Annotated in this window: 1 protein-coding gene; it reads left to right on the forward strand. The window is 55.6% G+C overall.

All coding sequences use genetic code 11. The annotated features are described in order from the left end of the window. Positions 1–716, forward strand: a 716-nt coding sequence (locus tag QL898_RS13780; RefSeq protein ID WP_290177197.1) for a hypothetical protein, incomplete at both ends; no start/stop codon positions are given.

The following is a 716-nucleotide window of genomic DNA, read 5'->3' on the forward strand; positions in this document are numbered from 1 at the left end:
AGCTTTACCGTCAGCTACGAAACCACAGATGACGCGACAGACGAGCTTACTGAGACCACCACGGTCACCATCGGTACTGGCGTCGGTATCGGCACCATCACCGACAATGATGATGCACCTATCATCAATATCCGCGCGACCGATGCCGCCGGCATTGAAGGGGCATTGGGCGACACCATCGTCTTTAGTATTGACCAGACCGGTGTTAGTGACCGTACTACCAGCGTGATTGCCACCTTGAACTTGACCGACGCAGAAGCGGCGGACATCGACAGCATCTTACTGACCAATGCTGATGGCAGCACCCAAACCATCAGTGTGGCGGATGCGATTGCCGGAGTGAGTGTGTCACTCCCTGCCGGATCGACCACTAGCCCAACCTTTACCATCACCCCAACGCAAGACGCGATATACGAGATATCAGAAACCATTGGCATGAGCCTATCGAGCCCGGTTAATGCCGCGCTTGGCACTGCCACGGCCACGGCTGAGATCTTAGATGAAGATGGTGGCGCGATCGACGCCCCTGTGGTCAGCATTACCGCAACCGACGCACAAGCGATTGAAGGCGTGGACAACAGCCTCATCTTTAGCGTGACCCAGACCAACCTAAGCAACCTTGATACCACCGTTAACGTGAGCTTGGGTAATACCAACACCGTTGAAGCGGCGGACATTGCGAGCATCAGCTATACCAATGCTGCCGGGGTGGTGGT

The organism is Psychrobacter sp. APC 3279, from assembly GCF_030407795.1.
Lineage (GTDB): Bacteria > Pseudomonadota > Gammaproteobacteria > Pseudomonadales > Moraxellaceae > Psychrobacter.